General features: G+C 55.0%; 26 protein-coding genes and 1 riboswitch. Of the genes, 13 read left to right on the top strand and 13 right to left on the bottom strand.

Annotation, left to right across the window (positions count from 1 at the left end):
* Positions 1-56 precede the first annotated feature (56 nt).
* Positions 57-1,343 (bottom strand): M48 family metallopeptidase, encoded by a 1,287-nt coding sequence (locus BLT01_RS05880; protein WP_092095697.1) that lies wholly within the window; start codon positions 1,341-1,343, stop codon positions 57-59.
* Between the two features lie 214 nt (positions 1,344-1,557).
* Between BLT01_RS05880 and BLT01_RS05885 the strand changes: the two genes are divergently transcribed.
* The 6 genes from BLT01_RS05885 to BLT01_RS05910 all read left to right on the top strand — a co-directional run bounded on the left by BLT01_RS05885 (position 1,558) and on the right by BLT01_RS05910 (position 8,090).
* On the top strand, positions 1,558-2,772 hold the full coding sequence (locus BLT01_RS05885) for a carboxylate--amine ligase (protein ID WP_092095699.1): 1,215 nt from the start codon (positions 1,558-1,560) through the stop codon (positions 2,770-2,772).
* A 105-nt stretch (positions 2,773-2,877) separates the two neighbouring features.
* Positions 2,878-3,942, top strand: a complete 1,065-nt coding sequence (gene cax, locus BLT01_RS05890) for a calcium/proton exchanger (protein WP_245696883.1) — start codon at positions 2,878-2,880, stop codon at positions 3,940-3,942.
* Between the two features lie 84 nt (positions 3,943-4,026).
* The gene (locus BLT01_RS05895; RefSeq protein WP_092095701.1) at positions 4,027-4,182 is read left to right on the top strand and encodes a Fur-regulated basic protein FbpA; all 156 of its coding nucleotides are present in this window, start codon (positions 4,027-4,029) and stop codon (positions 4,180-4,182) included.
* 51 nt (positions 4,183-4,233) lie between these two features.
* Positions 4,234-5,694 carry an amidase family protein gene (locus BLT01_RS05900; RefSeq protein WP_092095703.1) on the top strand — a complete coding sequence of 487 codons (1,461 nt, stop codon included), beginning with the start codon at positions 4,234-4,236 and terminating at the stop codon, positions 5,692-5,694.
* Positions 5,695-5,907: 213 nt separating this feature from the next.
* Positions 5,908-7,131 (top strand): DEAD/DEAH box helicase, encoded by a 1,224-nt coding sequence (locus tag BLT01_RS05905; protein WP_092095705.1) that lies wholly within the window; start codon positions 5,908-5,910, stop codon positions 7,129-7,131.
* Positions 7,128-8,090 carry an SGNH/GDSL hydrolase family protein gene (locus BLT01_RS05910; RefSeq protein WP_092095707.1) on the top strand — a complete coding sequence of 321 codons (963 nt, stop codon included), beginning with the start codon at positions 7,128-7,130 and terminating at the stop codon, positions 8,088-8,090. The genes BLT01_RS05905 and BLT01_RS05910 overlap by 4 nt, the downstream gene beginning before the upstream one ends.
* Positions 8,091-8,169: 79 nt before the next feature.
* Here BLT01_RS05910 and thiT read toward each other — a convergent pair whose 3' ends face one another.
* Entirely contained in the window at positions 8,170-8,733 is a 564-nt protein-coding gene (gene thiT / locus BLT01_RS05915; protein ID WP_092095709.1) for an energy-coupled thiamine transporter ThiT, read from the bottom strand.
* 88 nt (positions 8,734-8,821) lie between these two features.
* Positions 8,822-8,928, bottom strand: a riboswitch (TPP riboswitch).
* Here thiT and BLT01_RS05920 point away from each other — a divergent pair.
* Together BLT01_RS05920 and map are read left to right on the top strand one after the other, a co-directional pair.
* Positions 8,918-9,376, top strand: coding sequence for a DUF4870 domain-containing protein (locus BLT01_RS05920; RefSeq protein ID WP_092095711.1), 459 nt, complete (start codon positions 8,918-8,920; stop codon positions 9,374-9,376). Its footprint overlaps the riboswitch before it by 11 nt.
* 67 nt (positions 9,377-9,443) lie before the next feature.
* Positions 9,444-10,199 (top strand): type I methionyl aminopeptidase, encoded by a 756-nt coding sequence (gene map, locus BLT01_RS05925; RefSeq protein WP_092095713.1) that lies wholly within the window; start codon positions 9,444-9,446, stop codon positions 10,197-10,199.
* 49 nt (positions 10,200-10,248) lie between these two features.
* On the opposite strand, the gene BLT01_RS05930 is transcribed toward map, so the two are convergent.
* The gene (locus tag BLT01_RS05930) at positions 10,249-10,992 is read right to left on the bottom strand and encodes a hypothetical protein (RefSeq protein WP_092095715.1); all 744 of its coding nucleotides are present in this window, start codon (positions 10,990-10,992) and stop codon (positions 10,249-10,251) included.
* A gap of 166 nt (positions 10,993-11,158) precedes the next feature.
* Here BLT01_RS05930 and BLT01_RS05935 point away from each other — a divergent pair, with 166 nt between their 5' ends.
* Positions 11,159-12,961 (top strand): M3 family oligoendopeptidase, encoded by a 1,803-nt coding sequence (locus BLT01_RS05935; RefSeq protein ID WP_092095717.1) that lies wholly within the window; start codon positions 11,159-11,161, stop codon positions 12,959-12,961.
* Between the two features lie 6 nt (positions 12,962-12,967).
* Complete coding sequence (locus BLT01_RS05940; RefSeq protein WP_092095719.1) at positions 12,968-13,513, top strand: GNAT family N-acetyltransferase; 546 nt, start codon at positions 12,968-12,970, stop codon at positions 13,511-13,513.
* A gap of 309 nt (positions 13,514-13,822) precedes the next feature.
* Here BLT01_RS05940 and mreBH read toward each other — a convergent pair whose 3' ends face one another.
* From mreBH to BLT01_RS05960, 5 genes are all read right to left on the bottom strand, one after another.
* Positions 13,823-14,827 carry a rod-share determining protein MreBH gene (gene mreBH, locus BLT01_RS05945; protein WP_092095721.1) on the bottom strand — a complete coding sequence of 335 codons (1,005 nt, stop codon included), beginning with the start codon at positions 14,825-14,827 and terminating at the stop codon, positions 13,823-13,825.
* Positions 14,828-15,077: 250 nt separating this feature from the next.
* The gene (locus BLT01_RS15195) at positions 15,078-15,230 is read right to left on the bottom strand and encodes a hypothetical protein (protein WP_176765060.1); all 153 of its coding nucleotides are present in this window, start codon (positions 15,228-15,230) and stop codon (positions 15,078-15,080) included.
* Between the two features lie 164 nt (positions 15,231-15,394).
* On the bottom strand, positions 15,395-16,627 hold the full coding sequence (locus BLT01_RS05950) for an aminopeptidase (protein ID WP_092095723.1): 1,233 nt from the start codon (positions 16,625-16,627) through the stop codon (positions 15,395-15,397).
* Positions 16,628-16,731: 104 nt separating this feature from the next.
* Positions 16,732-16,953, bottom strand: coding sequence for a DUF1128 domain-containing protein (locus tag BLT01_RS05955; protein ID WP_092095726.1), 222 nt, complete (start codon positions 16,951-16,953; stop codon positions 16,732-16,734).
* A 107-nt stretch (positions 16,954-17,060) separates the two neighbouring features.
* Positions 17,061-18,446, bottom strand: a complete 1,386-nt coding sequence (locus tag BLT01_RS05960) for an alanine/glycine:cation symporter family protein (RefSeq protein ID WP_092095728.1) — start codon at positions 18,444-18,446, stop codon at positions 17,061-17,063.
* Positions 18,447-18,679: 233 nt separating this feature from the next.
* Here BLT01_RS05960 and BLT01_RS05965 point away from each other — a divergent pair, with 233 nt between their 5' ends.
* Both BLT01_RS05965 and BLT01_RS05970 read left to right on the top strand, forming a co-directional pair.
* Positions 18,680-19,225: a hypothetical protein gene (locus tag BLT01_RS05965; protein ID WP_092095730.1), complete on the top strand. Its 546-nt coding sequence runs from the start codon at positions 18,680-18,682 to the stop codon at positions 19,223-19,225.
* Positions 19,226-19,250: 25 nt separating this feature from the next.
* Positions 19,251-20,228: a YihY/virulence factor BrkB family protein gene (locus tag BLT01_RS05970; protein WP_092095733.1), complete on the top strand. Its 978-nt coding sequence runs from the start codon at positions 19,251-19,253 to the stop codon at positions 20,226-20,228.
* A 37-nt stretch (positions 20,229-20,265) separates the two neighbouring features.
* Here BLT01_RS05970 and BLT01_RS05975 read toward each other — a convergent pair whose 3' ends face one another.
* The 3 genes from BLT01_RS05975 to BLT01_RS05985 form a co-directional block, all read right to left on the bottom strand.
* Positions 20,266-22,110 (bottom strand): heavy metal translocating P-type ATPase, encoded by a 1,845-nt coding sequence (locus tag BLT01_RS05975; RefSeq protein ID WP_092095845.1) that lies wholly within the window; start codon positions 22,108-22,110, stop codon positions 20,266-20,268.
* 241 nt (positions 22,111-22,351) lie between these two features.
* On the bottom strand, positions 22,352-22,531 hold the full coding sequence (locus BLT01_RS05980) for an SE1561 family protein (RefSeq protein ID WP_092095735.1): 180 nt from the start codon (positions 22,529-22,531) through the stop codon (positions 22,352-22,354).
* A gap of 387 nt (positions 22,532-22,918) precedes the next feature.
* Positions 22,919-23,305, bottom strand: coding sequence for an OsmC family protein (locus BLT01_RS05985; protein ID WP_092095738.1), 387 nt, complete (start codon positions 23,303-23,305; stop codon positions 22,919-22,921).
* 82 nt (positions 23,306-23,387) lie between these two features.
* Here BLT01_RS05985 and BLT01_RS05990 point away from each other — a divergent pair, with 82 nt between their 5' ends.
* Complete coding sequence (locus BLT01_RS05990) at positions 23,388-24,557, top strand: MFS transporter (protein WP_092095740.1); 1,170 nt, start codon at positions 23,388-23,390, stop codon at positions 24,555-24,557.
* 56 nt (positions 24,558-24,613) lie between these two features.
* Here BLT01_RS05990 and BLT01_RS05995 read toward each other — a convergent pair whose 3' ends face one another.
* Positions 24,614-25,408, bottom strand: coding sequence for a polysaccharide deacetylase family protein (locus tag BLT01_RS05995; RefSeq protein WP_092095743.1), 795 nt, complete (start codon positions 25,406-25,408; stop codon positions 24,614-24,616).
* A gap of 48 nt (positions 25,409-25,456) precedes the next feature.
* The gene (locus tag BLT01_RS06000) at positions 25,457-26,356 is read right to left on the bottom strand and encodes a TIGR01777 family oxidoreductase (RefSeq protein ID WP_092095746.1); all 900 of its coding nucleotides are present in this window, start codon (positions 26,354-26,356) and stop codon (positions 25,457-25,459) included.
* Positions 26,357-26,477 lie beyond the last annotated feature (121 nt).

Here is a 26,477-nt window from a genome sequence, read left to right on the forward strand (position 1 = left end):
ATTCTAAAACCCCCGGAAACACGAAATTACTGTGTCCGCCGGGGGTGTCTGTTTAATTATTGAAGGCTTTTCAGTTCTTTCTCAAACTCTTCTAATGTCGTGACATCCAGGGAATCAAGGGCATCCATGCCCCCTTCGCTTTTTGCATAGGGATCTGCGCCAGCCTCATAGAGAAGCAGAGCGATGTCATAGTAACCGAAATCAACTGCTGTGGTGAGAGCAGTGCTATACATATCACTGGCATCAGGATTGGCTCCTGCTTCCAAAAGGATGGCGGCAGCTGTTGCATTTCCCTCGTAGGCGGCAAAGTGAAGGGCAGTCGTCCCGTCTTTGTCGGTTTCTTCAAGATCCTCGCCATCGGTAATCAGTCTTCTGAGCAGGTCGTCATCGTATTGATAAACAGCTTCAGAGAGGGGCGGCAGTTCGATATCTGCGAAATCATCCGGCTCGCTGAATGCAGCCGGCAGCAGATTCCCGTAGACCAGGCCGCCTCCGGCCAATGAAATAACGGTACCGATGTAGACCGCGGCCGCAACTGCGCCGAAACCCGTGGCCCAAAGGGCAATCCGGCCGTTGTTCTGCTGATAGTTCGGTGTTCCTTCCGTCTGCATGAACCGGCCCACTGCCTGTACGCGCTTCGGCAAGTTCGGATGCGAGGAAAGAATTTCACTGAGCCAAACGGCACCGTTTGATTCAGATCGGATCTGCTCAAGCCATTCGGTTTCATCGACTTCACGGTAGGCGACCTTGCCTGCGCCAAGCAATGTCAGCGCACGTTTTGCAGCTGCCCCGTCGCCGGTGATGGATGCGGCTTCCCTGTCGCAGGAATATTCGCAGGATCGGCTGTATGCCTGCGAAAGGAAAGGAACAAAGCGTGCCGGCATAATAAGAAGGTTTTTCCAGATGTGGCGTCTCCGGATATGGGCCAGTTCATGGGCGATGATGAAATCCAGTTCTTTTTCGCCTTTCTCAAGTGCCAGCTCGAACACTTCGGAATACAGGACGATCATATTCCTCCCGAAAAAGCGTGTGGCAAACGCATTGAGCGCGCCTTCGGACTGTACGAGGAAAATGTCCGGAACGGTCCGGAGTCCCATCCCGGCAGCTAATTCCGCCGCCCTGCCATACACATCGGGAAACTGGCGTTCTGACAGGCGGATGCCATTGCCCCTGATCGATCCGAGCATGATGGCATTTGTAAACAGGACAAACGCAAACACGATCAGCGCGATGCCGATGCCGATGATGGACACCGCTGCAACAAGATAAATCAGCACGCTGACGACGACCGACAGGATAAAGTAAACCGTCTCGCGCGGTGAAGTGGTGGTATTCAGATTCATATTGGTTCCCCTTTTGATTATTGGCGGATGAGTATTTTTCTTCCATTCCGCTTCATTTAATTTAGCTTTCAGACTTCGCTTCGTCAACAGGACTATCGAATCATGTCTAAAGTTGTAGAAAGCATTGACGGCATGAAATCGTTTACATATGATGGAGTGGAATTTCAAGTGCCGGAAGGGAATAAAAGGGAACACTGGAGTGAGGGGGCAGTCCATGAATCACACATCCACCATTCAATTTGTCCCGGTTGTCGTCGGAGGCAACCGGGGCGCATACAGCCTGGCTCGAGCATTCTATGAAGCTTATCAGGTAAAGACGAATGTGATCAGCCCGATCATCATCGGGCCGATCGAGAATTCCCGGATTCTGAAAAACTACGTCCAGCCGGAAATTGAACAGCCCGACCGATTTTTCGAGACGATCGGGATGATTGAGAAGGATTTCCCGGGGATCAAGAAAATCATCATCGGAGCGGATGATCGCTATGCCGAGATGCTCGTCCGCCTCCAGCGCCATTTCCCGGAGCAGTGGGTCGTTCCGTATGTCTCCGAGGAAGTGTTCGGGCGGGCGACCAACAAGGAGAGTTTTTACGCGGTATGCGAAAAAGCAGGCGTTCCCTACCCGAAAACGTTGGTGATCACGGAGTTCGAGGAGAAGTTGCCCTTTGAATTTCCGATTGTGGTAAAGCCGGCTGACTCGCCGGCCTATCAGTCACTCCACTTCGCCGGAAAGGAAAAGGTCTTTTTTGCAAAATCCCCGGACGAATACCGGCGGATCTTCCGGCTGATGCGGGGAGGAGGATACCGAGAACCGATTGTGGTTCAGGAATTTGTCCCAGGGGACGACCGGTCGCTTGCCGTCGTGACCGCCTATACTTCACCTGAAGACCGGGAAGTCAAACTGATCGTTTTCGGCCAGATCTTGCTGGAAGACCATACCCCTTCCGGCATCGGCAATCACCTCGCCATTCTTGCAAGGCCGGAAGACAGCATCACGGAAGATGTCCGGAAACTAATTGCCGAAACCGGATTTACCGGATTCTCGAACTTTGACCTGAAGTACGATGAAAGAACGGGAAGATATGTCTTTTTTGAGCTGAACGGCAGGCTTGGTGTCAGCAATTATTACGTTACGGCTGCCGGACACAACCCGGCGACCTATTACGTGGACGACCGGATCAGGAATCTGAAACTCGGTGCGGTCGTCAACAAAGAGGAAGCGCTTTTTAATGTGGTGCCGAAAAGCCTTCTTCTGAAGCAGATCAAGTCTGTGCAACTGCGGACGAAGGTGAAAATACTTTACCGGGAGGACAGGGCATTTAACCCGCTAGAGGCGGACTTTGAGACGAATGTGAAGCGCAAGGCAGTCCTCTGGGCGTCCACGATGAACTACTACAGAAAGTTCAGGAAGCATCCGCCGCAAGTCTAAGAAAATGCCGCTGTCAGCTTCGCTTCCTTTGCGGGCCGGTTAAGCGCCCGCCAGAAAAGGGTATGTCTCTGAAAGACAAGTCTTTTCTGATCGGAGGGGCACAGGTTGAACAAAATTTTTATGGTCATTTCATTTATCGGCGTCCCGCTCGTTGTCGCGGGATCCTTCATGCACTGGACAAGCCTGGTGATGTTCATTCTTTGTTGTGTCAGCATCATCGGCCTGTCCGCAATCATGGGGAGGGCGACTGAATCGCTGGCCATCATATCGGGGCCCAGGATCGGCGGGCTGCTGAATGCAACATTCGGAAATGCGGTCGAGCTGATCATTTCCATCTTTTCGCTTAAGGCGGGGCTGATCGGCATTGTGCTGGCTTCCCTCACCGGTTCGGTGATCGGGAACCTGCTTCTTGTGCTCGGGCTGTCATTTTTCCTTGGCGGGCTTAAGCATAAGCGCCAGAATTTCAGTTTGCGGGATGCCCGCTATAATGCAGGGCTCCTGATTTTCGCGATCATTGTCGCGTTCGTCATCCCGGAGATATTCTCGCAGGGGATGGATGACCGGGGCACAATCAGTCTCAGTGTCGGGATTTCGGTGATCATGATCCTTCTTTACTTGGCGGGTCTGTTCTTTAAGTTGGTCACCCACCGCGGTTTTTTCACGGGTTCCGACAAAGGAAGCCACGGCAAACCGGAAGAAGAGGAAGAACCGGAATGGTCCAAGGGCAAAGCAATCCTTATTCTGCTGCTGGCAACGGCTGCGGTAGCATTCGTCTCCGAAAACCTTGTACATACATTCGAGGACATCGGGGAGCGCTTTGGCTGGTCGGAGCTCTTTATCGGGGTCATCATCGTCGCCATCGTCGGAAACGCCGCGGAGCATGCCTCCGCCCTTATCCTGGCAGTCAAGGATAAGATGGATGTATCCGTCGAAATCGCCATCGGATCGACCCTTCAGGTCGCGATGTTTGTCGCGCCTGCGCTTGTCCTCGTTTCCCTGATGATGCCGGTGCAGATGCCGCTGGTGTTCACGATTGCTGAATTGGTCGCAATGATCACGGCGGCACTTCTTACAATCGTCATCACGCTGGACGGGGAGTCAAACTGGTTCGAGGGGCTGACCCTGCTTGCCGCCTATCTGATCATGGGCATCGGGTTCTTCTTCCTTTAACCGATGGAACAAAACCGGTTTCATTTTCGTCCAATCGGGGAAATATGAAGTCGGTAACATCATGAGCAAGGAGAAGAATGCACCATGAGAGAATTGCAAGAAAGTCCGATGGATGAGAAAAAGCAGTCCATCATCGATAAGCTGGTGGATGAAGGGATTTTCAAGATTGACGGCAAGCAACTGTATGAGCTGCCGATTTATACATTGCTGAAACAATATACCGAACTGCAGGAACAGTAATCGTTGCCGGACGGCCATCAGCCGGCCGGCTTTTGTTATGGAGGGATGAGGATGCACAACGAACGACTGGAACGCATCCGGGACGAATGGCTGGATGAGGCAAGTATCCGGGAGATGCAGGAAAAGATGGAGAAGGGGGAAGTCACGGCCGAGGAACTGACAATCATGTATCTGTCCCGGATCTCGGAATATGGCCAAAATGTCAATGCCGTCCTCGAAGTGAACCCCGACGCACTCCAGATCGCCAAGCAGCTGGACTACGAGCGCCATGTGAAAGGCGCCCGTTCGCCGCTGCACGGCGTCCCGGTCCTGCTAAAGGACAACATGGACACCGGGGACAAGATGCACACCAGCTGCGGGTCGCTTGCCCTGGCAGGCCATTATGCCGCGGAAGATGCTTTCCTCGTCAAGAAGCTGAGGGAAGCGGGGGCGGTCATTCTCGGCAAAACGAACATGACCGAATGGGCCAACTTCATGTCCGACAAAATGACGAACGGCTACAGTTCAAGGGGCGGACAGGTCAAAAACCCATACGGCCAGTTTGACTGCGGGGGCTCAAGCTCAGGCTCGGCAGTGGCGGTCGCGGCAAATCTGGCGGCGGCATCGGTCGGAACCGAAACGACCGGGTCCATCATCGAGCCGGCCGTCCAAAACAGCCTTGTCGGCATCAAGCCGACTGTCGGGGCCGTCAGCCGGAACGGGCTCATTCCCCTTTCCATCACGCAAGACATTGCCGGACCGCTTGCACGGACCGTGGAAGACGCGCTGCTTGTATTCCGCGAAATGATCGGTGAGGATCCGGCAGACCCCGTCACTTCCCTGAGCAGCGTGTGGGAGGGACGTGACTGGGAAGCCTGTCTTGATCCCGAGGCGCTAAAGGGCACACGGATCGGTGTCGCCCGCAATATTTTTGAAAACGAAGCCGACAGTGAGATCCAGGACTTGTTTGACCAGAAGCTGGAGGTATTGAAAGCATGCGGCGCGGAAATCATCGAGGACATCGACCTCGGTGTCATGGAAGATGACCTGGGTTACGATGTGCTCATGCACGAATTCAAGGCTGCCGTGAACGCCTACCTCGGCAAAACACCCGCAAGCAACCCGATCCGAACCCTGTCCGACGTGATCGAGTTCAACAGCGGGCATCCTGAGGAAACGCTGAAGTACGGCCAGAACATGCTGGAACAGTCGGACCGGACTTCGGGGACATTGACGGAGCGGGCCTATCTGGAGGCCCTTGAGCGGAACCGGCATCTGTCATCAGAGGTGGCACTGGAACGGGCATTCCGTGAACATGACATCAGCGCCATCGTCTTCCCGAAGTCACACGGGCTCAGCTTCAACGCCGCAGCCGGCTACCCCGGTGTCGCGGTCCCGGCCGGGAAGACGGAGGAAGGCGAACCGTTCGGCATCGCCTTCTATGGCCGTGCATTCGCAGAACCGCTCCTGATCGGATTTGCCTACGCCTTCGAACAGCGTGAACAGGGACGGATCAAACCGCCGAATGAATGAACAAAGTGAAGAATCATTGTAAAAGGGGCTTCCGGAGTGAAGTCCCTTTTGTATGGATCAGAGACTGCAGGATTCCATCCGGGCTTCCGCTGTCCGGCCCAAGGTCAGAGGCACTTCCCTTATACATCCTGTTTAAGTGAACAGCCCTAAAAAGACGGGGCACACCGGCTGTGCTAAAATAAAGCCATCAAGGATTGAAACGGGGAATGGAAGATGAGTTGGATTGAACGGCTGGAACCGCAGTTCCGGGAAAAATGGACATTTGAAGAAGAGATGCCGATCCAGTCCAAGATGGTTCCTGCGATGATCGACGGACGGGACATCGTGGCGGAATCACCGACCGGATCGGGCAAGACACTTGCCTATGTGATCCCGCTGCTGACGCTCGTTGACGGAACATCAAAGAAAACCGAAGCGCTTGTGATGGCGCCTTCCCAGGAACTCTGCATGCAAATCGTCGACGTGTTCCGCGAATGGACGGAAGGCACCGATGTCACGGTCACGCAACTGATCGGTGGCGCCAACAAACAGCGCCAGATCGAGAAGCTGAAAAAGAAGCCGACCATTGTCGTCGGAACGCCGGGGCGTGTATGGGAACTCGCCAATGACCGCAAGCTGAAAATGCACGATATCCGCCACATCGTCCTGGATGAAGGTGACCAGCTTCTCGGACGTGACCATCGGACCGACGTCAAATCTCTGGTCGCGGCCGCGGCATCCGACTGCCAGGTCGCTGTCGTCTCGGCTACGATCACAGATGAAATCCGACTTGTTGCGGAGCGGTTCATGGATGATCCGCTCCAGCTGAAAGTGACTGCCGAAGAGCTTCCGAAGCAGGGCAAAGTCACTCATTCGTTTATCAAGGTCGACGAACGCGACAAAACGGACCTGATCCGCAGGCTTTCCCATGTGAAAGGCTTGCGGGGGCTGGCTTTCATCAATAACACAGATCAGCTGCTCATGAAGGAGTCGAAGCTGAAATTCCAGGACGCGCCGGTTGCGGTCCTTCACTCCGGCATGAACAAAATGGAACGCAAGCAGGCGCTTGACGGATTCCGGGACGGCACGGTGCGCATCCTCATCGCGACTGACCTTGCTGCTCGCGGTCTTGACATCACCGGTCTCACGCATGTGATCCATATTGACGTGCCACGCACGGAAGAGCAGTACACGCACCGCTCGGGCAGGACTGGCCGAGCAGGCGCGGACGGGGAAGTACTGTCGTTTGTATCCTATCCGGACGAAAAGACATACCGGAAGCTGACACGGGCGCTGCCGGGCAAACCGGTCCAGAAAGTCTGGCATAAGGGGGGCCTACTGGAAGGCTCATCCAAGACCGTACAGGCAGCGGGTGCCGGAAAGCCCGCTGCCAATGCCGAAAAAGTCCGGCGCAGCGGACAGAGAAAGGAAGGGAACAAGGGCGGCAAACGGCGATGAGGCAGCTGGTTCTCCTTGTCGGCACGCTGTTGTTGCTATTCCCGCAGCCTGGTCCCGCCCAGGCGGCCGCTCCGGCCGCTTATGTCGCGCTCGGCGATTCGCTTGCCGCCGGGCAGACACCGGACCGCGCAATCGACCTCGGCTACGCGGACATGATCGCGATGAAATTGCGCCGCCATGCGGGGCTCGCCTTTTACTCGAAGGACCTCAGCTATCCGGGATTCACGAGCGGCCAGGTGCTGGAGCGGGTCCGGTCTGATGAAGCTCGGCCTGTTCTGGAAAGGGCCACACTGATCACCGTTTCCGCGGGTGCCAATGACTTGCTCGGCCTCGTGCGCTACGATCCCGGGTCCGGCACGCTCGCCTACGACCGGATACCGGCTGATTATGCGCTGGACGGAGTCAGGAAGAATGTGTCTGCCATCCTGGATGAGCTGGCGGAGCGGGCGCCCCGGGCAAAAATTTATATCATGGGCTATTATTTCCCGTACCCCCATGCACGTGAACAGATGAAGCCGGGTCTCCGCAAAGAACTGGGCAGGCTCAATGCCATCCTGAAGCAGGAAGCTGAATCTGCGGGCGCCGTCTTCGTGCCGGTCAAGAAAGCATTTGCCGCGGAAGACAGCCGGTTGCTGCCGAACCCGTCGGACGTTCATCCGTCACTGGAAGGCTACCGCCGGATGGCGAACGCCTTCTTTGAACACTCGCCGTACCGGCTGTCCATCCAGCCATGGGAAGTACCGCCGGCGAACCCGGTCTCTTTCGGGGAAATGAACCGGCGGATGAAGCAGGCGGACGGGCGCAGTGCAGATGCCGGCGACGAACTCCCGTTCCGAATGGCCATTGATGAACAATTTCAGGGCATCCATGCCATCTACTTTAACCCCTCCGAATGCCGGAGGGGTTTTTATATAGGGACGTCGCGATATACGAGAAAAAGCGCGCTCCATAAATACTAAACCCCCGCCGTTCCCGGCGGGGGTACGTCTGTCCAATTGAATTCCGGTTTATTCCAACCGGCAGGCGGGCAAACTGGTCTTAGCGCTTCAGCAGACGCGGTGCGGTGCTGAACAAAAGGGCGCATGCGGCGGCTGTCAGGATGATCGACGGAATCATGTAGCCGGCGTTGTAGACAATCGAATACCACCAGACGTTGTCGCCCGCATCAAGCGCCGCGGCGCCGAAGAATACGACGCCCGATAAGACGTGCATGATGTAGCGGAGCAGGCCGCCGATCACTGTGCCGATCACTATCCCGGTCACCATCCGGACCTTATCGCCGGAGTCGGCGCCGCGCAGCACCATGGGCCGCAGCAAAGCGGCCGCGCCGATCACGACAAATGCCGCAATGTAATCCAGGAAGCCCTGCACCGGATGGATGATGTAGGCGCCGGCAAATGTTTGGAGAATGCCGAGGATCAGGCCGGTGAGCAGGCCTCCGCCGAGCCCCCAGCGAAAGGCCATCAGGACGATCGGCACCATCGTGAGGCTGATGGAACCGCCCTGGAACCAAAGTTTGATGGAGATCTGGTCAAGGACAAAGCCGATCGCGGAAAAAATCGCGACTTCAATCAGAAATTGCAGGCGTTTGTTGCGTTGCATCGGAAGATTCTCCCCCATTTTAGTAATGTCGCAAGATGGGGATGGCCAATAAAAAAAGCATCCGGGACAGAGCCGGACGCCTTCGGGCATCGTTTTCCATCCACATCCCTGCGCAAGCATGACCTTGCAGGTTCAAAGGGTCTGGGCGCCAACCGCCCACTCTCAGCCGCAATCGCGGCTCCCCTTGTGGTTCAACTATTCAGAATGGCACTTCCAGTGTAGACTACCCGCCCGCTGTTTTCAAGCAAGCCCTGCATACGATGGAAACAGCTGTGCCACAAACCGGAAGGAGGGCATCCTCATAGACAACCCGCGCCTCATTGCGTCATTCAACTATTTCAGCATTCTGTTCGCTCCTGTCCTGTTCCCGCTTGTCCTGCTTTTTGCATCGGGGGACAGGCTTGTCCGTCGCCACGCAAAGCGGGCGCTTGTCATCCAGCTCCTTCCTGCCATGCCGCTCGCGGCCCTTCTAGTCACCACTTTCATCGCTGCGAACGAAGTGAGGGAAGCGGCTTTCACCGGCATGGCGCCGTCCTTCGGGCATGCGGGAACGGTGGCCGTGCTGTCCCTTTTGTATGCGGCGTTCCAGGGGGTGGCGTTTGTCTGGTGCGCGGCGGCGGGGATCCGTGCACTGAGAACGTGACTGTTTGGCGCCGGTCCGGTCTGTGGTATAGTTGAACTTGAATCCACAGAAGGAAGTGCTGAATCGAATGATCGCGAAGACGACCGAAGACTTCGAGAATCTCAAGAAAATCGGGCGCATCTGTGCGGAAATCCGCGATGCGCTGAAAGACGCCGCAAAACCCGGCGTCACGACCAAACAGCTGGATGACATGGCCGGCCGGATGTTCGAGGAAAAGGGGGCCATCTCCGGTCCCAAGGGCGAGTATGATTTCCCCGGCTTCACATGCATCAGCGTCAATGAAGTGGTGGCTCACGGCATTCCGGACAATCATGTGATCAAAGACGGCGACATGGTCAACATCGATGTGTCGGGGTCGTACAACGGTTACTTTGCCGATACCGGCATCTCGATCGTTGCCGGTGAGCCGGATGAAGACAAGCAGAAGCTGATCGACGTCGCGAAGTCCGCTTTTGACAAGGCGATGGAAAAAGTGAGGCCTGGCGGCCGGCTGAACCAGCTCGGCAAGGCGGTCAGCCGGGAAGCGAGCGACAACGGCCTCCATGTCATCAAAAACCTGACGGGCCACGGTGTCGGCCGTTCCCTGCACGAAGAGCCGAGCCACGTGCTGAACTACTATGACCGCTGGGACACCACTCTTCTAAAAGAAGGCATGGTCCTCGCAGTCGAGCCGTTCATCTCCCAAAAAGCGGAGCACATCATCGAAGGCGGCGACGGCTGGGCGTTCATCACGCCGGACAAGTCGCTTGTTGCCCAGATCGAGCACACCGTCATCGTCACGGCGGACGGCCCGCTGCTGATCACGGACATCAGCGAAAAGTGAAAAACGGACCCGGGAAAAATCCCGGGTCCGTTTTGCATACAATGAATGATCAATCTTCCGCCGTTCGCGGTAAATGTTTGCTTTGTTTTTTGCTGATGATCATCCAGGCAATCACAGCGCCCGCAAGGAAGAGGGAAGCTGCGGAAACAAGAGGTTCGTCCAGCCCGTTTCTGACAGCGACCATGAGAGACATCCAGGCAAAGACACCCGCAAACACATCGTCCTTATGATGATAAAGGAAATGAAGCGCAACGGCTGCGGCGAATGTCAATGTGATAATTGCCCAGAGCGCATCGCTCAGGCCAAGCCCGCCCCATTCATTTTCTTCAAGCGTATAGTGAATCCCGACCAGGAGGCTGAAGAAGAAATAGGAGAAAATCCCGGATACGGGAATCCGTCCGGAAAGGCGATTCTCCGTTTTCGGATAAGTGAAGTAGAGGGCGGCCAGTACGGCCAGCATGGCGACATCCGACGCGACGAACAGGAAAAAGCGTTCCTCCTGCCAAGCGATAAGTTCGATGATATGGAAGATGGAGGCGGCGATGAAAAAAGCGGTTCGCAGATTGGCGGTTGCCGGGCGCTCTGCAGGCCCGCCGCCCCGTATGGAATACAGTCCCAGAATCGGGACGAGGAAAAGCAAAATCAGCGATGCGTAAACCGACGGCATGAAGACGACCGGAAGCCGCGCAGCAATCTCCCCGGCGGGCCGCCCGAATGCCGGCGTGAATGTCGCCGAGGCATGGAAGCCGACCGCCGCCAGCAGGGCGATCCCCATCAACAGTTTTCGGATCAATCTTCTTCACCTCCTACCCGTAATAGTATACATGGGTTTTCCGGTGTTAACGGCGGAAAGTGTGACGCTTTTTTGCCAGTTGGCAAGTTTCGCCTTCCGAACAACCGTGTTATAATTGTAAGGGAATTGTTGTTGGAAAATTGGCAAATAGTCAGGGGGAATTGGGATGTCAACCACTACGTATCCGGTCACCTGGGACCTGGAGATCTTTTTCAGGGGCGGCAGCGAATCTGAAGAACTCCGTGCCCATCTTGAGGAAGGCGAGAAAAAAGTCCTGGCTTATACGGAAGCGGTCGGGGATTTCCGCACGCCGGAAGCCGCGGGCGCCGCAGAGAAAGTCGCAGCTCTGATTGAACAAACAAAAAACACCTCTGCCCATATGAGAGAATCGGGCGCCGTCATCGGCTGTTTCCTGGCCCAGGACACGACAGACAAAAAGGCGCATCTCCTGCAAGGGGAATCGTCCGCACTGGGCGCAAAGTTCCAGACCGCGTTCATGATGTTCCAGCAGAAGTTGTCGGAGACCGATGAGAAGGTCTGGGAAGAGCTGCTGGCCTCCGGTGAATTAGAGGAGTTTTCGTTTATTCTGAATGAATGGCGCAAAAAAGCCGCAGCGAAGCTCCCGGAAGAGCAGGAAGCGATCATTACGGCGCTGTCCGTCGACGGCTACCACGGCTGGGGCGAGCTGTACGACCTGCTTGTCGGAGACATGCAGGTGACAGTCAAGGTGGATGGAGAAGAAAAGGTGCTCTCTGTCGGTCAGGCGAACAACCTTGGCACACATCCCGATCCCGCTGTCCGAAAAGAAGCATTTGAAAAGCTCGAGGCGGCATGGGCAGAGAAAGAGGAGTTTTTCGCGAAGGCACTCAACTCTCTGGCAGGCTTCCGGCTTCAGGTGTATGAGAAGAGGGGCTGGGACGAAGTCCTGCAGGAACCGCTCGAGTACAACCGGATGAAGCAGGAGACGCTTGATGCGATGTGGGGCGCCATTTCTTCAAATAAGCAGCCGTTTGCCGAATACCTGAAGCGCAAGGCCGCCCTGCTCGGCAAAGAGCAGCTTGACTGGTATGACTTTTCCGCACCGGTTTCCGAATCGACTTCGAAACTGGATTACCAGGAAGGCGCGGAATTCATCCTGAACCAATTCGGAAAGTTCGGCCCGGAACTTGAATCGTTTGCACGCATGGCGTTGGAAAACGGCTGGGTCGAGGCGGAAGACCGTCCGAACAAGCGGCCGGGCGGGTTCTGCACAGGCATGCCGCTGTCCGAGGAGTCCCGCATTTTCATGACGTACAGCGGCTCGATGTCGAACGTGGCCACGCTCGCACATGAGCTCGGCCACGCTTTCCATTCGTACGCGCTCCGGCCGGTCCACCAGCTGAACAGGCAATACGCGATGAATGTGGCAGAGACCGCTTCGACTTTTGCAGAGATGATCGTGGCGGACGCGGCGGTTAAGGAAGCGCAGTCCAGGGAAGAAAAGATGGCTCTGCTTGAAGACAAGGCTCAGCGAAGTGTTTCCTTCTTCATGAACATCCATGCGCGCTTCCTGTTTGAGACGCGATTCTATGAAGAGCGGAAAAAGGGAGTGGTCTCGTCTGACCGCCTGAACGAGCTGATGGCAGAAGCGCAGCGCGAGGCATACGCAGGTGCACTCGGAGAGACGCACCCGCACTTCTGGGCATCCAAGCTGCACTTCTACATTACAGACGTTCCGTTCTACAACTTCCCGTACACGTTCGGCTATCTGTTCTCCCTCAGCATTTATGCAAAGGCGCTTGAGGAAGGGAAGTCGTTTGAAGAAAAGTACATGGCGCTCCTGCGCGACACCGCTGTCATGACGACAGAGGAGTTGGCGATGAAACATCTCGGTGAAGACATCACGAAGCAGGAATTCTGGGAAAAAGGTGTCCGGCTCTGCATCCGGGACGTGGAAGAATTTCTCAGCCTGACATCCGATGAAGGGTGATCGGCCTTGATTACGTTGAAAGGCGAGAAGATCGTATTGCGCGTCCTTACCGACGACGATGCACTTGCCATGACAAACCTTGTATCCAGGAACAAGCACTACTGGTCGGTGTATGAGCCGCGGCACGACAGTTCGTATTACACAGTAGGTGTCCAGCGGGAGAAAATCCGCGAGTCGCTCCAGCAGCTCAGGGAAAAGAGGGAGTACAGCTTCGGCATTTTCCGGGCGGAAGACGGACGGCTGATCGGCCACATTTCCCTTTACGGGCTGAAGCGCCTGCCGTTTCTGAGCGCTTTTGTCGGTTACTCGGTCGACCAGGGGGAAGCGGGACGCGGCATCGCAACCGAGGCGCTGAAACTTGTGCTGAGGTTCGGATTCGAACGAGCCGGGATGCACCGGATCGAGGCCTATGTGTCGCCGAGAAACCAGGCATCGGTCCGCGTGCTCGAAAAAGCCGGCATGGAGCGGGAAGGCCTCCTGCGCCAGCTTCTCTTTATCAACGGGGTATGGGAAGATCACTACCTCTACGCGATACTTGAGGACAGCCATTGAAAGGGTAAGGCCGCTTTGCGGAAACCCATTGCAAAACTAAGGACCTTGTTCCGGCCATAAGCCGGAACAAGGTCCTGTTTTCGTGCGAAAGGGTTCTTTTGCAGCGGAGGTCCGATTGTTGGAAAGCCGGAGCTTGGGGCTGGGGCATCTCCCGGATGCGCCAGGTAACAACTCGTATGTACGGGGTAACCACTCGTGCGGGCAGGGGGCCATCAGGCGGAATTTGGACTTAGCGCTGGCGGTTCGTACTTACAGTCGCCGATCCGTACTTAGCGCCCCCGAATCGGACTTACAGGCAAGGGTACCGGGTCAGTTAGCCACTTTACGCATCGTTTTAATCGTTCCAAGTGCTTTTCCGGTGCCAAACACCACTGCCTTCATCGGTTCAGGGGAGGTATGGACCGGTACGGAGATCACTTGCGATAGCCAGTCCTGCATGCCGTTCATGAGGGCGCCGCCCCCTGTGAGGACAATGCCCTGGTCGACGATGTCGCCCGACAGTTCAGCCGGACATTGTTCTAGCGTCGTGCGGATGGCTTCAAGAATCGTTTCCATGCCTTCTTTCAGGCATTGCTGGATATCGCGGGAGTGGAGCATGATCGTCTTCGGCAGGCCGGTGACGACGTCGCGGCCCCGGATGTCCATTGTTTTCGCTTCGTGGGCGATCGGGGCGAAGCCGATTTCTTTCTTGATGGCTTCCGCTGTCTGCTCGCCGATGATGAGATTATGGCGTTTCCGGAGGTGATGGATGATTTCCTCGTCCATCTTGTCGCCTGCGAATTTCACGCTGTTAGAAGAAACGACCCCACCGAACGAGATGATGGCCACTTCGGTTGTGCCGCCGCCGATATCGACGATGACGTTTGCAATCGGTTCGCTCACCGGAAGTTCCGCCCCGATAGCCGCAGCGACCGGTTCTTCAATCAGGTGGACTTCTTTTGCGCCGCCGGATTTGACGGCGTCCACGATGGCACGCTGTTCTACGGATGTTGCGCCGCACGGGATTGATACGACTACGCGGGGCTTTCGGAGGGCTTGCCCAAGTTTCTTGGACGCCTTGGCCATCGCGGATTTAAGCAGTTCCGCTGTCATGTCGTAGTCCGCAATGACGCCATCACGGAGCGGACGGATAGCGGTAATCTGCTCGGGTGTTTTCCCGAGCATCGCTTTAGCTTCGTTGCCGATGGCAATCAGCCGTCCTGCCGGATCAACGGCGACGACAGATGGTTCATCAAAAACGATTTCTTTGGAGTTTGTATAGATGAGTAAATTGGCTGTGCCAAGATCGATGCCGATATCAGTAGAATTCCACATTTAAATTGCCTCCCGGTGACGGTACTGTCTGCTGATGATAAGTATAGTGGAAAATAGATGGTCCGCAAATTAGTAGTTATTGGAATGTGACAAAGACTTTTAGGTCTTTGGTTCCACTCCCATCCTGAAAGTGGAACTTTGCTAAAACGATAAGAGTAAAATGTTACAGAAATCATCATCCGTTGAAATCAGATTGTAAGGGAAATTTCATCTGAAATAAAAAAAGAACTGCCGCTAACCGGCAATTCTTTTATGAGTCGAGGGTGTAGTGTGTTTCTGGTTTTTCGTCGATGGTCGTCGAGTCTTCCGCGATCATGGTCTTCTTAAGGAAGTGCATCATGATCATCATGCCGAAAAGCATGAGCACCATAAAACCGAAAACGGTTGTAAACATCAGCCACATAGCAAAATGCTCCTCTCTAAAGCGTAGTCCTATCTATCTCTATAGCTCATTATACTACAGAATAAGCCTGTTTTTAATAGGTCATTGCTGGAATCAGGCGGAAATGTGACAAATATGAACCTGCTGCGTCCGGCGTGTCGAAAGCAGCAGGTTGAAAACCGGAGTCAGAACGCCCACTCGCCGCCACGGAGAATAGGTTCTGCCGTACCGTCTTCAAGGATGCCGTCGATGTCCATTTTGTCGGAGCCGATCATGAAATCGACATGAGTGATGCTTTGGTTAAGTCCGTGCCTCTGCAACTCTTCGCTGTCCATTTCCTTTCCGCCTTCGATACAGAACGCATAGGCGCTTCCGATCGCAAGGTGGTTCGAGGCGTTTTCGTCAAACAGCGTATTATAGAAAAGCAGGCCGGACGTCGAAATTGGGGAAGAGTGGGGGACGAGCGCCACTTCGCCCAGGGACCTGGCCCCTTCATCGGTCTCGATGAGATGGTTCAGGACGTCTTCGCCCTGTTCCGCTTCAACTTCCGTGATTCGTCCGTCCTTGAACGTGATCTTGAAATGGTCGATGATGTTTCCGCCATAACTGAGCGGTTTCGTGCTTGAGACATAGCCGTCAATCCGGTCCTTATGGGGAACGGTGAACACTTCCTCCGTCGGCATGTTGGCCATGAACGTTGCCCCCTGGGCGTTGACGCTGCCGGCGCCGGCCCAGATATGGCCAGCCGGCAGGCCGATGGTCAAATCGGTTCCCGGAGCCGTGTAGTGAAGCTTCGCGTATTTTTTCTTGTTCAGGTGGTCTGCTTTTTCGTGGAGTGTCTCATCGTGCTTTTTCCATGCGGCCACCGGGTCTTCAACGTCTGCACGGACAGCCTTGAAGATGGCATCCCATAGGGCAGGGACCTGATCCTCTTCAGGAAGGTCGGAAAACACCTTTGCGGCCCATGCCTTTGACGGTGCCGCGATGACCGTCCAGCTTACCTTGTCGGACTGGATGGCCTGCCGGTAAGATTCCAGAGCCCGGCCGGCCGCTTTCTGGAAGTTTGCAATCCGCATCGGATCGATCCCTTTCAGCAAGTCGGGGCTTTGCGACACGATATTCATAAATGCGGCATTCATACCGACCAGTTCTTCACGCATCTTCGGAATCCATCCCGGGAAGTCACTGAAGGAATCTTCCGGTGCCATTTCGTAGCGGAGACGGGAAATTTCATCGTCCTGCCAGTCAACGAAGACATGCCGCGCACCGGCCTCATACGCCTTTTTCGTCACAAGCCGTACGAATTCCGCTGACTCAGTCGAAGCGCCGATATAAAGAGGCTGTCCCGGCTGGATATTGACGCCGACTTTCACTGCCAATTCCGCGTACTTTGAGACACTTTCTTCAAAAGTCCCCATTGTCCAAATCCCCTTTCTGTTCTAACAATAGTCTACCAATAGCGAGGCATGGCCGGCAACGGAAAATCCCCCGGCTGCCAAAGCAGAACGGGGGATAAAGCAGCTTATTTGCGAAGGCTGCCGAGTTCGGCTGCGATTGCCTGCATTTCGCTCGGGCTAAAATTGCTGCGCTTCATGACCATGTCGTAAATATCGCGCAGATCCTCGTAATCGGATGTGTTGAAGTGCTCGGACTTCATTGCATCGACATTGACCATGCGGAGTTTATCCTTGATGGCGCTGATCATATGCTCTACGTTTTCCGCGGAGGGATGGGTAAGGTCCATAGTGGGTGTTCCTGCCTTTCATCGGATTGCCATCATTCTCACACTAATAGAATGCAAAGTCAAACAGCCGCCGGAAGGATGGATCCGGGGCTGTTTGGGCACTAACATCAATCGTTGGAAGTGTTGACTGCAGGGACGGCTGCCGATTCCGCAGCTTTTTCTTCCTTGATCTTGTTCTGGAAGCGCTTCGTCTCGGCCACGATGACACCGGACAGGCCGAGGAGGCCGATCAGGTTCGGGATGGCCATGAGGCCGTTCATGACATCGGAGAAGAGCCAGACCACATCAAGCGTGGCAGTGGCACCGAAGTAGACGACAACGACGAATACCAAACGGTAGAACTTGAGAAGTTTCGGGTTCGGAAAAAGGTACTGGAAGCACTTTTCTCCGTAATAAGCCCAACCGAAGATGGTGGAGGCGGCGAAGAACACGATGCCGAGCCCGACAATATATTGGCCTGCGTCTCCGAAGAAGGTGCCGAACGCCATCGCGGTGAGCGTGCCCGCTTCGGCTCCTTCTTCTTGCCACGCACCGGACATGACAATGGTGACGCCTGTAATCGAGCAGATGATCAGGGTATCGAATAACACCTGTGTCATCGAAATGAGCGCCTGGCGGCCGGGCATGTCAGTACGGGCTGCCGCAGCCGCGATAGGTGCCGAGCCGAGGCCGGCTTCGTTGGAGAAGAGACCGCGTGCAATCCCGAAACGGATGGCCGCACCGACCGCACCGCCCGCAATGGACGAAGCGCCGAATGCATGCGAGAAGATGGTTGCAAAGGCAGCAGGAACAAGTTCGAAATTCGTGATCATGACAATGGCACCTGCGATAAAGTAGAAGAGGGCCATGATCGGAACGAAGAAAGCAGCGACACGGCCGATCGACTTGATTCCTCCGATGATGACGAGAGCCGCAACAATCATCAGAACGAGACCCGTAACCCAATAAGGTGTATTGAAGTTCATGTTCATGGCGTCGGCAACTGCCTTGGACTGGGTTCCATTCCCGATGCCGAATGCGGCAAGAGTGCCGAACAAGGCAAAGCTGACTCCAAGCCAGCGGGCCTTCAGGCCATGTTCCAGATAATACATCGGCCCGCCGGCCATCTGGCCGTTGGCATCTTTGGTCCGGTATTTGACGGCCAGGATGGCTTCACCATACTTGGTGGCCATGCCGAAAAATCCGGCGAGCCACATCCAGAAGACCGCCCCCGGTCCGCCGAGGACAACGGCGGTTGCCACACCGACGATGTTGCCGACCCCGACGGTCGCAGCCATGGCGGTCATCAGTGCCTGGAATTGTGATATATCACCTTCAGCTTTTTTATCATGCTTGCGGGAAAATACCTGTTTCAGAGAATAGGGCAGTAACCGTACTTGAATAAATGCGAGCCTGAAGGTGAGGAAAACACCGGTACCTACAAGCAGGACGAGCAGCCATGGGCCCCAGACAAGACCACTGAGGGTGCCTAAAAAGTTCTCTACAGCTTCCAATTTTAATTCCCCCTTTTTCCTTAGATGGTGTTTCCCCGATGTTCACTCAGTCTTTGTGTCCTCAATATCACCTACTGTTCTATATCACCTTAGAACTAATATTCCGAAAGTTTCACCCTCCCGTCAAGACCCAATTTTAAAAATGAGCATCCGGACTCCTTGTTTGTGCCTGTAGGGCTGAGGGTATAATGGAGTATGCAAATAGTCCAATCAAAGTAATGGAGGGATTTTTGATGGCAGGAAGCAAGTTTGGCAAAATGGTCTTAATCGGTGCGCTTACCGGAGCGGTCGTCAGCATGTTTGATAAAACGACCCGCTCGGAAATGTCGCGGCGCGCCAAGGGCCTCAGCGAGGATGCAAAGTATTACATGAAGAACCCGGACGTTCTGCGATGGAAGATCCAGGACAAGTCCGACAAGCTGAAGGCTCTCTACGAGCAGTTTGATTCGGACAAGCGCTACCTTCAATCGAAGGCGTCTGAACTGAAGGAACTCACACCAACCGTCAAGACACTGGTGGAGGAAACGAAGACGGCATTCGTCGACTCGAAGGATGCGGTCATGGAAGCGAAAGACGACTACAAGCAGATGGCGTCGGAAGCGATCAAAGGCGGCCATCCGGGCACGGATCAGCCATTCGTACCGGAAGAGGCATATGCCGATGGTCAGGTCGATGGCGGCTCGATGGGCGGAGGCGATTCAAAAGGCGCATTCGTACCCGATGAGGCTTATCGCGAAGGCCAAGTGGCCGGAGAAGCACGGGATAACATGAAAAACTAAAGGACGGGAAGGGGGCGGACAACAGATGACGGATGGCAAGAAGTTGAGTACGAATGCGGAAAAACCGGGCAACGGGGACGACAGCCTAAAAGACAGAGTGATGGGATTTGTAGAGGACGTGAAAGAAGGCGATCTTGAGCGCTTCGACGTGACGACACGCCAGGGCTTCTTCAAAGAACTCATCACGCGGATCAAGCTTGTGGATGTCGTCGGTTTGGGCTCACAGCTTGCTTACTTCTTTCTTCTTTCCCTGTTTCCGCTCCTCATTTTCCTGCTGACGCTATTGCCGTACCTGAACATCGACCAGTCGGCATTGTTCGACTTTATAAAAGAGTATGCCCCGACGAATGTGTATAGCATCATTGAGAATACAATTGGCGAGGTGCTGAACAACCGGAGCGGCGGCCTGCTGTCACTCGGTATCATCGGTACCGTCTGGTCGGCTTCCAACGGTATGAATGCCCTGACCCGGGCGCTTAACCAGTCGTATTTCTCACACGAGAAGCGCTCATTCATCATGAAAAGGGTCTTGTCGATTGTGTTTACCCTCATGCTGATCGGTGTGGTAGCGGTGGCCCTTGTGCTCCCGGTTTTCGGCGAGCAGATCGGCAAGACTCTCTTTTCTTATATGGGTCTGGATGAAGAATTCCTGACGGTCTGGAACAGCATCCGCTGGACGATTCCGCCGCTTCTGATCTTTGTCGTATTCACTCTGGTCTACTGGCTCATTCCGGCGGTGAAGATGAAAATCAAAGACGCGATTCCGGGGGCGGTGTTCGCGACAGTCGGGTGGATTCTTGCCTCCTTGGCATTCTCGTTCTATGTCGGGAACTTTGCGAACTACTCGAACACGTATGGCAGTATCGGAGGAATCATTGTGTTGATGATCTGGATGTATTTCTCGGCCATCATTCTGATTCTCGGCGGGCAGGTAAACGCCGTCATGCAGGAAAGACGGGAAGAAAAGGAAGCGAAAGCCAAAAGCGGCGCTGTCGGGGCATGACCCCGGCAACGCCGCTTTTCAAATGACTTGTTTTTGTTCAGTTTTCATTTTTCAGCAGCCGGAGACCGTTCAGGATCACCAGGATGGTGCTGCCTTCATGGCCCAGGACACCGAGAGGCAAGTCAATCACCTGAAGGAAATTGGTCAGCACGAGGATGAGGATTACGGAAATCGAAAAAATCACGTTTTGTTTGACGATCCGGTTCATCTTGGCGGATAGGCTGCGTGCATAGGGCAGACGCCTCAGATCGTTTTTCATGAGGACCACGTCCGCCGTCTCCAGCGCCACTCCCGTGCCGTCGCCCATCGCGATTCCGACTGATGCGGTGGCAAGGGCCGGGGCGTCATTGATTCCGTCGCCGATCATTGCGACCGGTCCGTATTCCTTCTCGAGCTCTTTTAACCTGGAAACTTTCGTTTCCGGCAGGCATTCCGCAGTGTATTCGTCGATTCCTGCTTCTCTGGCAATCGCTTGTGCAGTCTGTTCGTTGTCTCCTGTCAGCATCACCGTGCGGATACCGAGCGCATGCAGGGATCGCAGGGCTGCGGCAGCTTCCGGGCGCAGCGTGTCTTTTAGTGCGGCCAGGGCCAGAATCCCGTCTTCATCACGCAGGAAGACGACTGTTTTTCCTTCATTGCCGAGCCGTTCCAGCGCACCATCGGCAAATGCGGCGGCTTCGGCCTTGCCTACGAATCCGGGCTTGCCGACACGGTAGGTGTTCCCTTCCCAATCCGCTTCAAGACCCGAACCGGGCACGTCGCGGATTTCAACCCCCTTCAGCAGTCCGGCCCCTTCCTGTTCCGCAAACCCCTGTATGGCCACAGCGAGCGGATGGGAAGAGAGCGATTCAATCGTGCCGAGCAAGGAGAGCGTTTCCTTGCGGTCCAGGCCGTCTCTGACGATCAGATCGGTCACAGCGGGACGGCCTTCCGTCAGGGTGCCGGTCTTATCAAACGCAATGGCTTTGATGGAAGACAAGCTTTCCAGATGACTTCCGCCCTTAAACAAAACCCCATGGCGCGCCCCATTGGAAATCGCAGACAAAGTGGCGGGCATGATCGAAGCGACCAATGCACAGGGCGACGCGACAACGAGAAGCACCATCGCCCTGTAGATTGTCGTCGTCCAGTCCCAGCCGAATAAGTAATGGGGCAGGAACAGCATCAGCACGACGATGCCAAGCACCACATAGACGTAGGTGCTTTCGAACCGCTCGATAAACTGCTGGGAAGGGGAGCGCTGGCTTTGTGCCTCTTCCACCAGATCGATGATTTTCTGGAAAAGCGTATCCGAGCTGTGTTTGTTGACCCGGACAGTCAGCGCACCGCTAAGATTGACGGTTCCGGCAAACACTTCCTGGTCCCGGCCTTTTTCAAGAGGCAAAGATTCCCCGCTGATGGCGGATTCGTCTATGGAGCTGATGCCGCTCAAAATCTGTCCATCGACCGGAATGCGTTCTCCGGGCCGGACGAGTACTGAGTCACCGATCCGGATGTCAGCGACTGCGACGCGTTCGGTCGATCCGTCTTCTTTGAGCCGCCAGGCTTCCTCCGGCTTCAGGTTGAGCAGGGCGGAAATCTCTTTCCGGCTCTTCTCCATCGAGTACGTTTCAAGTGCGCCGCTCACAGCAAAGATGAAGATGAGAATGGCGCCCTCCGTCCAATAGCCGATTGCGGCGGACCCGATTGCGGCAAGGATCATCAGGATCTCCACGTTCAGCGTTTTGTTGCGGATCGTTTCGGTGATTCCTTCTTTCGCTTTGGCGTAGCCGCCGATTACAAAAGCGAGAAGGTAAATGATGGCGGACGCATTTCCAAAACCGGCTGATCCAACAAGATAAGCGGTGACAATCAGGGCACCAGCCCCCAGGGCGGCAATCATCTCACCATTCAGCCATGCAAAACGTTCCGGCTTTCCTTGGACGGCAAGCCCATCGGCAACGGTCAATGCAATTCCCCCCTAGTATTGAGAATGAGAGTAGTTATCAGAGTTCCGCATATAGCACAAAAGCCGGCTTCCCGGGTCGGGAAACCAGCTTTCACTCTATGCCTCGTGCCAATGCTGAATTTGATATCTTTACTTTACCACCATATTATGGGGACGGCACGTTTTTTGCCCGGGTTCAGTTTTCGCTGTTCCTGAGCTGTGCCACTTTGGCATCAATCTCGTCAATCATCAGGATCAGCCGGTCGATTTCCTCCAAGTCGGCCGTTTCCGGCTCCAGATGATCAAGCGTCTCAAGAAAATCATTGAGCCGCTCCTTGAGCAGGTCCACCTGTTGTTTGTGTTCATGCGGTTTCATCAGTACACCTCAATTCCTATTGTTGATTTTAAATGGAATCCTTCCGGGAATCAATGCCCGGGGGACATGTGCGTGTCGCTTTCCTTTACCCGCTGATTCAATGGGGATGCCCGCAAAAAAAAAGGAAAAAATCAAGATTGAATATTTACAAAAGTTTAATAACGTGATAACATGAACTTAACTTAAACGCAGAGGGGAGGCCAAGGTGAAAAAGTCGGAATTGAAATCCTGAACGAAAGCGAAGGAGGGGATTCGGACATTTCACGGGAGCACGCATCCCTTGGATACGATAAAAATGGACAATTTAAATAGGTGCAATAGAAGCTGAAGCCCAGCCGTCCGGAACGCCGGAGGGACTGGGCTTTCTTAGTGTGCATTCATGGGATTTCAGCGGATGACTTCGTAAGTTTCCCGGATGTCGATGGAGTCTTTGACGGACTGGACCATTGAGCAGTTTTTTGCAGTGAGCTCCATAATGCGGGGCATCTTGGCTTCATCGATCCCGGCTCCCTTGATCGTGAAGTGAAGATGGATGCGCTCGACACGGTCTGCGACGTCGGGGTTGCGATGTACTTCCTTCACGTCGATCTGGATGTCTTCAGCAGGCATGCGCATTTTTTGGAGCACTTTCTTCATGACGCCGCCGCTGCAGACCGCCACCGCCGAGACGAGCAGCTGGTAGGGGCGGAAGCCGTGTTCGTCATTGGATGAAATGGACAGCGTGCCGTATTGGGTAGCGGTTTCAAAGCCGTGTTCAGTCATGGAAAACTTCATCGGTATCCCTCCTCGTTATGATAGAATTGTACAGGATTTAACTGCCGGATTCGAATGGAATGCTGGCGCGGGAGGTTTGCCATTGGCTGCAGAAAGATCGGAAAGGGCGAGATTCTGGAGTCTCGTCATCATCGTATCCATATCCGGATTCTCGCAGGGCATGCTCCTGCCGCTGATTTCCGTCATTTTCGAGCAGGACGGCGTTTCCTCCACGCTCAACGGCCTCAATGCAACGGGCCTCTACATCGGGACATTGCTGATCTCCCCGTTTATGGAAGCTCCGCTCCGGCGGTTCGGCTACAAGCCGGTTATTATCGCGGGCGGGCTTGCCGTGTTCCTTGCGCTTTTCCTGTTTCCCCTTTATAAAAGCGTGACCTTCTGGTTTGTCCTCCGGCTTGTGATCGGCATGGGGGACAATGCCCTCCATTTCGCCACCCAGACGTGGATCACGAGCACTTCTCCCCAGGCAAGGCTCGGACGCAACATCGCCGTCTACGGGCTGATGTTCAGCGCGGGGTTTGCAGTCGGCCCGCTTTTCGTGCCGCTGATCGGTATTTTCGAAGGCCTGCCATTCATCGTGTCCGGTGTGCTTTGCATGGCGGCCTGGTCGCTCGTCTTTTTCCTCGACAATGACCGTCCGGAAACGGTTCAGGAAAAGGAAGCCGTGATGGCGTTCCACAAACGGGCGCTTGAGACGATGAAGTATGCGTGGGTCGCGTTCATCCCCCCATTCGGCTACGGTTTCCTGGAGTCATCGCTGAACGCGATCTACCCGGTGTATGCCCTTCGGACGGATACTGCTGTCGGTATGGTCTCGATCATCCTCGCATCCTTCTCGGTCGGGGCGATCCTGTCCCAGATCCCGCTCGGCATGCTGAGTGACCGGATCGGCCGGCGCAATGTGCTGCTTCTTGCGCTGATCGGCGGAACGGTCGCGTTTTTCGGGGGCGGCCTTGCAGGTAGCAGTGAATGGGGCGTGCTGGCTGCCGTCATGACGGCAGGCATGCTCATCGGCTCTACGTTCACCCTCGGCATTGCGTACATGACCGATCTCACACCGAAGCCGCTCCTTCCGATGGGCAACCTCTTATGCGGAATCTTCTTCAGCATCGGGAGCCTGACAGGTCCGATACTTGGCGGCGTCATCGTCGAATCCGGAACGGACTACCTGACATTCATTTCACTTTTCGTTGCCGTGCTTTTCGCCATCTTCCTGTTCGGGAAGACGAAACCGAGGGAAGGGCTTTCATAAAATAACTCCATCAGAAACGGCAAGGACACATACGTCCTTGCCGTTTTTCCGTCGTCTTACAGTTCCGGCAGAAAGGCTTCTTCGACCAGTTCATCCAGCGTGCCGAATGTGTAACCCTGCTTTTTGGCATCGCGGATAAAGTCCGGCAACCCATCCGAGTTGTCAGGGGAGACGGTGTGCATCAGGATGACAGCGCCGGGATGAAGTTGCTTGATCAGCTCATTATAAGCATACTGTCCGCCAAGTTTCCGGTCCCTGTGCCAGTCGACAAAGGCCACCGACCAGAAGATGTGGCGATAGCCGAGCTTGTTGCCGGTCTTGAGCACCTGCTCGTTGAAAATCCCTTCAGGAGGCCGTGCATAATGTGTTCGTTTGACGCCGGCGACTTCCCGCAGGCGGTCATCAAACTTTTTCCACTCCGCTTCCATCTCAGCCGGGGACATTTGAGCCATATTCGGATGTCCGTATGAGTGGTTACCGATCGTGTGTCCGTCCTTGACCATCCGATTGACGAGATCACCGGCACTTTCCAGATAGTGCCCTGTCAAGAAGAAGGTCGCGGAGATATCCTCTTTCTTTAATGTATCGAGAATCGATTCGGTGTATCCGGCTTCGTAACCATTGTCGAACGTCAGGTAGACGATCTTTTTGTCGGGCGAACCTTTGTAGAGGGCACCATTATTCTCAAGGAGGGTATTCATCTCTGCACCCGCATCAGGAGGGACTCCGTCTGTCGCTTTTTTAAAGCCCCAGTGAAACTCGCCCGCCTCCGCCGTGAACGGGCTCATCACCAGCCCCGCGGCGATCAGCACCGCCGCCAGCCCGAGTCCGGCAAGATGGTTTCTGAACATAAAAACGCAACCTTTCATTTTTCGTTAGGTTGCGCATCGGGCCGCGGATTATTCGCTTATTAAAAGATCCGCGAGTGCCTCGTCCGCCTCGGGAAACAGAAAACGGAACCCTTGGCTGCCGAGTTTTGAAGGAGCGACCCGCTGGCCCTCCAGGACTAGCTTGCTTTTCTCGCCGAGAATCGCTTTCAGCGCAAATGCGGGGACCGGCAAAATATGCGGCCTGCCGAGCACTCGGCCGACCGTCTTGCCGAACTCTTTCATGCGGAGCGGATTCGGTGCGACAACGTTGACGGGTCCTGCGAGGGATTGGTCTTCAATCGCAAATAGGATGGCGCGAGCGGCGTCCAGCACATGGATCCAGCTGACCCACTGGCGGCCGGAACCGACCGTTCCGCCGGCGTATAGCCGGTACGGCAAGGCGATGAGCGGAAGGGCGCCGTCTTCTTTGCCGAGAATGACACCAAATCGCATGAACACGGTCCGGATCCCGTCTTTACCGGCTTTTGCCGCATGGTGCTCCCATGTTTTCACGACATCGGCAAGAAAATCGTTGCCGGATGGCCCCTCTTCATTGTAGATGGCGGTTGGGGACGTCGGATAAAGGCCGATGGCGCTTGCATTCACGAGTACCTCCGGTTTCTTTTCCATCTTGCTGATGATCCTGACGACTTCATCCGTGGCCGCAATCCGGCTTGATAGGATGTCCTGTTTTCTGCGCTTTGTCCATCTGCCGGCATTGATCGAAGTGCCGGCCAGGTTGACGAATGCATCGACTTTCCCGAGTTCCTGTTCGGGGCTGGCCCCTTCGGTGAGGTAACCGACCGTCGGGAACTCACCGGAAGTCATCGGCCGCCTCGTCAGGATGATGGCCTCATGTCCGTTTTCTTCCAGTAGTCTTGTGAGGACGGAACCGAGAAATCCCGTTCCTCCGGCGATAGCCACTCTCATGTCAGCATCCCTCCATTTTCAACCAGTATACCCGCATTGATGCGCTGAAAAAAGCTGCAGGCCAGCCGGCCGGATGGATTCTAAATAATTGTTGACTTCACTCAGGTCCGTCCATATAATT

This window comes from Bhargavaea beijingensis (genome assembly GCF_900101985.1).
GTDB classification, from domain to species: Bacteria; Bacillota; Bacilli; order Bacillales_A; family Planococcaceae; genus Bhargavaea; species Bhargavaea beijingensis.

What these genes read in the sequence shown, in the direction of transcription:
- BLT01_RS05880 (WP_092095697.1), bottom strand. Translation starts at nt 1,343, where the DNA reads ATGAATCTGAATACCACCACTTCACCGCGCGAGACGGTTTACTTTATC.
- BLT01_RS05885 (WP_092095699.1), top strand. Translation starts at nt 1,558, where the DNA reads ATGAATCACACATCCACCATTCAATTTGTCCCGGTTGTCGTCGGAGGC.
- BLT01_RS05895 (WP_092095701.1), top strand. Translation starts at nt 4,027, where the DNA reads ATGAGAGAATTGCAAGAAAGTCCGATGGATGAGAAAAAGCAGTCCATC.
- BLT01_RS05900 (WP_092095703.1), top strand. Translation starts at nt 4,234, where the DNA reads ATGCACAACGAACGACTGGAACGCATCCGGGACGAATGGCTGGATGAG.
- BLT01_RS05905 (WP_092095705.1), top strand. Translation starts at nt 5,908, where the DNA reads ATGAGTTGGATTGAACGGCTGGAACCGCAGTTCCGGGAAAAATGGACA.
- BLT01_RS05910 (WP_092095707.1), top strand. Translation starts at nt 7,128, where the DNA reads ATGAGGCAGCTGGTTCTCCTTGTCGGCACGCTGTTGTTGCTATTCCCG.
- thiT (WP_092095709.1), bottom strand. Translation starts at nt 8,733, where the DNA reads ATGCAACGCAACAAACGCCTGCAATTTCTGATTGAAGTCGCGATTTTT.
- map (WP_092095713.1), top strand. Translation starts at nt 9,444, where the DNA reads ATGATCGCGAAGACGACCGAAGACTTCGAGAATCTCAAGAAAATCGGG.
- BLT01_RS05935 (WP_092095717.1), top strand. Translation starts at nt 11,159, where the DNA reads ATGTCAACCACTACGTATCCGGTCACCTGGGACCTGGAGATCTTTTTC.
- mreBH (WP_092095721.1), bottom strand. Translation starts at nt 14,827, where the DNA reads ATGTGGAATTCTACTGATATCGGCATCGATCTTGGCACAGCCAATTTA.
- BLT01_RS15195 (WP_176765060.1), bottom strand. Translation starts at nt 15,230, where the DNA reads ATGTGGCTGATGTTTACAACCGTTTTCGGTTTTATGGTGCTCATGCTT.
- BLT01_RS05950 (WP_092095723.1), bottom strand. Translation starts at nt 16,627, where the DNA reads ATGGGGACTTTTGAAGAAAGTGTCTCAAAGTACGCGGAATTGGCAGTG.
- BLT01_RS05955 (WP_092095726.1), bottom strand. Translation starts at nt 16,953, where the DNA reads ATGGACCTTACCCATCCCTCCGCGGAAAACGTAGAGCATATGATCAGC.
- BLT01_RS05965 (WP_092095730.1), top strand. Translation starts at nt 18,680, where the DNA reads ATGGCAGGAAGCAAGTTTGGCAAAATGGTCTTAATCGGTGCGCTTACC.
- BLT01_RS05970 (WP_092095733.1), top strand. Translation starts at nt 19,251, where the DNA reads ATGACGGATGGCAAGAAGTTGAGTACGAATGCGGAAAAACCGGGCAAC.
- BLT01_RS05975 (WP_092095845.1), bottom strand. Translation starts at nt 22,110, where the DNA reads ATGATTGCCGCCCTGGGGGCTGGTGCCCTGATTGTCACCGCTTATCTT.
- BLT01_RS05980 (WP_092095735.1), bottom strand. Translation starts at nt 22,531, where the DNA reads ATGAAACCGCATGAACACAAACAACAGGTGGACCTGCTCAAGGAGCGG.
- BLT01_RS05985 (WP_092095738.1), bottom strand. Translation starts at nt 23,305, where the DNA reads ATGAAGTTTTCCATGACTGAACACGGCTTTGAAACCGCTACCCAATAC.
- BLT01_RS05995 (WP_092095743.1), bottom strand. Translation starts at nt 25,408, where the DNA reads ATGTTCAGAAACCATCTTGCCGGACTCGGGCTGGCGGCGGTGCTGATC.
- BLT01_RS06000 (WP_092095746.1), bottom strand. Translation starts at nt 26,356, where the DNA reads ATGAGAGTGGCTATCGCCGGAGGAACGGGATTTCTCGGTTCCGTCCTC.